The organism is Spirillospora sp. NPDC049652, from assembly GCF_040675125.1.
In the GTDB taxonomy this organism is placed as follows: Bacteria; Actinomycetota; Actinomycetes; order Streptosporangiales; family Streptosporangiaceae; genus Spirillospora.
On record NZ_JBFAOF010000472.1, the window covers coordinates 1 to 5,451 of the forward strand.

8 protein-coding genes are annotated in these 5,451 nt (G+C 72.7%); 6 read left to right on the forward strand and 2 right to left on the reverse strand.

Features of this window, described 5'->3' with window-relative positions; genetic code table 11:
* Nucleotides 1–311 (reverse strand): hypothetical protein (locus AB0J52_RS25455; RefSeq protein WP_500184739.1); only part of this gene is annotated, 311 nt, incomplete at its 3' end.
* A gap of 164 nt (nt 312–475) precedes the next feature.
* Here AB0J52_RS25455 and AB0J52_RS25460 point away from each other — a divergent pair.
* Together AB0J52_RS25460 and AB0J52_RS25465 are read left to right on the forward strand one after the other, a co-directional pair.
* Nucleotides 476–715, forward strand: coding sequence for an EF-hand domain-containing protein (locus AB0J52_RS25460; RefSeq protein WP_500184741.1), 240 nt, complete (start codon nt 476–478; stop codon nt 713–715).
* Between the two features lie 231 nt (nt 716–946).
* Entirely contained in the window at nt 947–2,293 is a 1,347-nt protein-coding gene (locus AB0J52_RS25465; RefSeq protein WP_500184742.1) for a DUF2252 domain-containing protein, read from the forward strand.
* 12 nt (nt 2,294–2,305) lie between these two features.
* On the opposite strand, the gene AB0J52_RS25470 is transcribed toward AB0J52_RS25465, so the two are convergent.
* Nucleotides 2,306–3,073 (reverse strand): helix-turn-helix domain-containing protein, encoded by a 768-nt coding sequence (locus AB0J52_RS25470; RefSeq protein ID WP_500184744.1) that lies wholly within the window; start codon nt 3,071–3,073, stop codon nt 2,306–2,308.
* 75 nt (nt 3,074–3,148) lie between these two features.
* Between AB0J52_RS25470 and AB0J52_RS25475 the strand changes: the two genes are divergently transcribed.
* The 4 genes from AB0J52_RS25475 to AB0J52_RS25490 form a co-directional block, all read left to right on the forward strand.
* Nucleotides 3,149–4,006 carry an NAD(P)H-binding protein gene (locus AB0J52_RS25475; RefSeq protein ID WP_500184746.1) on the forward strand — a complete coding sequence of 286 codons (858 nt, stop codon included), beginning with the start codon at nt 3,149–3,151 and terminating at the stop codon, nt 4,004–4,006.
* A gap of 182 nt (nt 4,007–4,188) precedes the next feature.
* Nucleotides 4,189–4,725, forward strand: a complete 537-nt coding sequence (locus AB0J52_RS25480) for a hypothetical protein (protein WP_500184747.1) — start codon at nt 4,189–4,191, stop codon at nt 4,723–4,725.
* On the forward strand, nt 4,722–4,967 hold the full coding sequence (locus AB0J52_RS25485; RefSeq protein ID WP_500184749.1) for a BON domain-containing protein: 246 nt from the start codon (nt 4,722–4,724) through the stop codon (nt 4,965–4,967). Before AB0J52_RS25480 ends, AB0J52_RS25485 begins: the two co-directional genes overlap by 4 nt.
* The coding region (locus tag AB0J52_RS25490) for a metallophosphoesterase family protein (RefSeq protein ID WP_500184751.1) at nt 4,964–5,451 on the forward strand (488 nt) is incomplete at its 3' end. The genes AB0J52_RS25485 and AB0J52_RS25490, both read left to right, overlap by 4 nt.

Below are 5,451 nucleotides of genomic sequence, written 5' to 3' on the forward strand. Positions count from 1 at the left end.
CAGCGGTGCAGCGCGTAACAGTCCTCGCCCCTGATCACCTGGCCCTCGCCCCAGCCGCGCGCGCAGTGGAACGCGTGGCGCTGGCTCGCGCGGTTGAAGACCTCGAACTGGAACAGCCGGCCATGGGACAGCGGGACGCAGCGGCTCGCGAAGAGATGGTGCGCCTGCAGTTGCACGTTCTCGCAGTAGAAGCGGCCCTTCTCCAGGGCCGGGACGGGCTGCGCGGCCTGGGCCGGACCGGAGAGGACGACCGCCGGGGCGATCGCGGCGGCGGCGATCGCGCTGAGCAGGACGGTGGAACGACGTGCCATGAATATCACTCCTCGTCTTTGGTCGACTACATGACGTTACTTCACGGGCGTGCGGCGGCCCCCTCCCGGGCCTCCGCGGCCGGTGGTCGGCCCGGTCCCGGCGGGCGTTCCGCCCGAGCCGTTACGATCGGGGGCCATTACCACCGGCCAGGAGGGGGATTTCCATGTCCGAGAAGTTCGAGGCGGTGTTCGCCCAGTACGACACCGACGGGGACGGCCAGCTCACCGTGGACGAGGTGACCGCCGCGATCGCGGGCATGTTCCCGGCCGCCGAGGTGGCCGACCTGTCCGGGATCGTCCGGGCGCTCTTCGCCGAGTACGACACCGACGGCAACGGCTTCCTGTCGTCGGACGAGTTCGTGCCGCTCGCCGCGAACCTCCCCGAGCTCGGCTCGGGCGTCTGAGACCCCGGAGGAGTCCGGCGGCGGCGCCGGGGCGGCCGGGAAGCGGAAGGCGCCCGGACCGTCCTCCGTCCGCCTCACCTGCGCCGATGTGCGGACCGCCGCCGCCCCCCGGGTGAGGAACACCGAACGCCCCGCGCGATAGGGCTTCCGGGGCTTCCGGGACCGGCAGAATGTGGCGAGTTGCCCCGCCCGTGGGGGTGGGGCCGATCGTCCGCATGGAGGAGTGCCGGGATGGCGAGCATCACCCAGGTTCTGCGCGACCTGACGCCAGGGGAGCGTCAGGAGCGCATCGTGGACGTCCTCGTGGAGGCGTACCGCGACCTGATGGGACGGAGTCCGGCGGAGTTCCGCCGCAGGTTCCGCCGCATGGCCGCCGACCCCTTCGCGTTCTACCGGGGGAGCGCGCCGCTGTTCTACGCCGACGTCGTCCGCGACGACGACCCGTGGGCCGACGAGCGGACCTCCCGCGTGTGGATCCAGGGCGACCTGCACGCGCAGAACTTCGGCACCTACATGAGCGCCGACGGCGTGTTCGTCTTCGACGTCAACGACTTCGACGAGGCCTACCTCGGGCACTTCACCTGGGACGTCAAGCGGTTCGTGGCGAGCCTCGCGCTGCTGGCCTGGGGGAAGGCGATCTCCGACGCGTCCATCCGGCGGCTCATCGAGACCTACGTCCGCGCGTACGTGGACCAGGTGCGGCACTTCGCCACGCACGAGGGGGACGAGAAGTTCGCGATCACGCTCGACGCCGCCACCGGCTACGTGCGGGACGTCCTGCTCGGCGCGCTCGGCTCCACCCGCGTCGGGCTGCTGAACTCGATGACGATGGTCGAGCAGCACGAGCGCCGGTTCGCCGACGGCCCGGGCGTCCGGCGGCTGGACGACGCCGAACGCGCGAAGGTCGAGAAGGCGTACGCGTCCTACCTGGAGACCATCCCGCACGACCGCCGCTTCGGCAGCCTCACCTACACCGTCAAGGACGTCGTCGGGTCGTCCGGCTTCGGGATCGGCTCGGCGGGCCTGTCGGCCTACATGCTCCTCGTCGAGGGGCAGACGCAGGCGCTGGAGAACGACGTCATCCTGTCGATGAAGCAGGGCAACGTCGCCGCGCCGTCCCGCGTCGTGGACGACCCGGCCATCCGCGGCTACTTCCAGCACCACGGGCACCGGACGGCGGTGTCGCGGCGGGCGCTGCAGGCCGCCACCGACCCCTGGCTCGGCTACACCGAGCTGGACGGCACCGGCTACGTCGTCCAGGAGCTGTCCCCGTACGAGGCCGACCTCGACTGGGCGGCGCTCACCGAGCCGGACGAGATGCTCCCCGTCCTGGAGCACCTGGGCCGCGCCACCGCGAAGATCCACTGCGTGTCCGACCGCGACTCCGACCACACGCTGGTCGGCTTCCAGGTGGAGGACGCGGTGTCCGCGGCGATCGGCGCGGACGAGGAGGCTTTCGTGGAGGCCATGGTCGAGTTCGGCACCGCCTACGCCGAGATCGTCCGCGACGACCACCGCCTGTTCGTGGACGCCTTCCGCTCCCGCCAGGGCCCCCTCGCCGTCCTCTGGGAGTCCTGACCGCCCGCCCGGTCAGCAGGTGGCGGGGGCGGGCAGCCGTCCGGCGAAGAACGCCCCGGGCGGCACGCCCAGCATGCTGCGGAACTCCGCGGACATGTGCGCCTGGTCGTAGTACCCGCTGACCGCCGCCAGCTCCGCCAGCCCACCGGCCCCGGGCCCGGTGGGCTGGCCCGCGTCCTCGGGCGCCGCGGTGCGATTCCGCGCCAAGGCGGCACGAAGACGGGCGATGCGGGCGAACGCCTTGGGCGGCAGCCCGGCGCCCTCGGTGAACAGGCCGCGCAGATGGCGTTCGCTGACCGCCAGCCGGCGCGCGAGGTCGGGAACGCGCGCCGGCCGCGCGGACGTCAGCTCCCGAGCCGCCGCGTGCACGAGCCGAATCTCACCGCCCAGACCGCGCTCGGCGACCCTCGCCCGCAGCGCCCTCTCGATGCGCGCGGCGATCAGGTCCCGGTCGCCGAGGTCGGTGAGCCGCCGCTCCAGGCGCGACGCGTCCGCGCCCCAGAACTCGGCGAGCGGGACGACCCGGTCGACCAGGTCGGAGACCGGCGCGCCGAGCACCGCCCGCGCCACGCCGGGACGCAGCCGCACGCCCACGCAGACCGGCAACTCCTTTCCGGTGAAGTACGCGGCCCGGGTGCGGGGTCCGACGACGAGCAGGTCGGCGCGTCCGCCGGCCGTGCTTCGGAACACCAGGGACGTCCCCGTGTCCGGCAGGTGGACGAGCCCGGACCCGCCCGATGCGCTCGGATCGTGAACCGCCTCGATCAGCCCGTCCGCCATCCCGTCACGCTACCCCGCCGCGACGTGCCGATTTTTCCAAGAGGATCCAGCGCTTCACCCCCGATGCTGACGTGCATGATCCTCGTAACGGGAGCGACCGGAACCGTCGGTCGAGAACTGGCCGGAGTGCTCGCGGCGCGCGGCGAGCAGGTCCGCGCGATCACCCGCGACCTCGCGAAGGCGAAGAGTCTCCCGGACGGCGTGGAGGCCGTCCGCGCGGACTTCACCGACCCCGCGTCCCTTCTGGACGCGGCGAAGGGAGCCGCCGCCGTCTTCATGCTCAGCGCGCCCGGCCCCTGGATTCCCCGGCATGACGAGGCGATCCTCGCGGCGGCACGGGCGGCGGGCGTGGCGAAGGCCGTCAAGCTGTCCGCGATCGGCACCGGCGACGGCGAAGACGACGACTGGCATCTGCCGGGGGAGCGGGCGCTACGGTCCAGCGGGCTCGCCTGGACGGTGTTGCGGCCGTCCAGCTTCGCGTCCAACACGCTGAGCTGGGCCAACGCGATCCGCGCGGGCCTTCCCGTCCCGAACCCGATGGGCGACGGCAGGCAGGGCGTCATCGCCCCGGCGGACATCGCCGAAGTTGCCGCCCGCGTCCTCACCTCGTCCGACCACGACTCCGCGACCTACACGCTGACCGGCCCCGACCTGCTCAGCAACCCCGAGATGGCGGAACGGCTAGGCCGGGTCATCCACCGGAAAATCGAGATGGCCCCGGAGACCCCGGACGCCTACCGCGCCCGTCTCACCGCCGCTGGACTACCTTCCGCCTTCATCGCCAAGGCCGTCCGCGGCGCCCACCTCGTCGCCTCCCACGGCAACGCCATCCTGACCCCCGACGTGGAACGAGTGCTGAACCGCCCACCCACCCCCTTCACCACCTGGGCCACCACCCACCACCCCGCGTTCAGCCTGGGCGGACGTCCCTGATCCTCGGCGCGCGGCCGTGGGAGCGGCCGCTGCCTGCGCAACCGGGGCCGGGGAGGCTGGGAGGGATCTTGGGAGGGCTGAGTAGGCGGGCGTTGTTCGGGTACCGGTACGGCGAACGTAACCGGAGGAACGCGTGGGGGGACGTGGACACGGGCAGTTCCGGATCGGCCGCGGAGGGGCTGTTGCTCAGCCTCAAGAAGGCGGCGTCGGTGATGCTGGAGGCGGACGTCCGCTTCGCGCTCGCGGGCGGGTTCGCCGCCTACGCGCGCGGCGCGGCCGAGTCGACGCACGACGTGGACTTCGTACTGCCCGAGGACGAGGTGGAGAACGCCGTGAAAGCCCTGGTCAAGGCCGGGATGCGGTTCCATGAGGCGCCGGAGAACTGGCTCGCCAAGGTCTACGACGGCGAGCAGCTGATCGACCTGATCTACGCGCCCGTGGACGGCGCGGTGGACGACGCGCTGCTCGGCCGGGCCGACGAGCTGATCGTCGCGGCGGTGCGGATGCCCGTCCTCGCCGCGACCGACCTGGTCGTCATGCGGCTGCTGGCCTTCACCGAGACGGCCTGCGACTTCGCCGCCTACCTGCACGTGTGCCGGTCGCTGCGGGAGCAGGTGGACTGGGCGGAGGTCGCGCGGCGCACCGCGCACTCGCCGTACGCCTACGCGTTCCTGACCCTGCTGGTCCGGCTGGACGTGATCGAGGGGGGATTCCTGTGACCGACGAACCGGACTACCTGGAGGCGCACATCGCCGAGCGGCTCGCCACGCGCGCGCACGAGCTCGGCATCAGCGTGGACGTCCGGGACGAGGCCGTGTACCTGCGCGGCGAGGTCGTGTCGGAGGAGCGGCGGCGCGAGCTGGAGGACGCCGCGCGGGCCGCCGCCGAGGGCCGCGAGATCCGCAACGAGGTGTCCGTGGTCCCGGTGCGGGCCCCGGACGGGGAGGAGACCCTGTCATGATCCGCCTCGCCGCCGTCGGGGACATCCACGTCGGCCCGGAGGTCGCCGGAACCTACGGCCCGCGCCTGGCCGGGCTGTCCGACCACGCCGACGTGCTGCTGGTCGCCGGGGACCTGACCAGGCACGGGACGGCCGAGGAGGGCGAGGTCGCCGCCGCCGAGCTGTCCCAGGCGGACGTGCCGGTGGTCGCGGTGCTCGGCAACCACGACTACCACTCCGACCAGCAGGACGAGATCACCGCGATCCTGCGGGACGCCAGGATCACCGTGCTGGAGGGGACCGGCACGGTGGTCGAGTGCGCGGGGACGCGGCTCGGCGTCGCGGGCGGCAAGGGGTTCGGCGGCGGGTTCCCGGGCGGCTCGGCGTCGGACTTCGGGGAGCCGGAGATGAAGGCGTTCGTCCGGCACACCCGCGAGTTCGCCGACCGGTTCGGCTCGGCGCTGCTCGGGCTCGTCAGCGCCACCCGGACGTCGCAGTCGAGCCC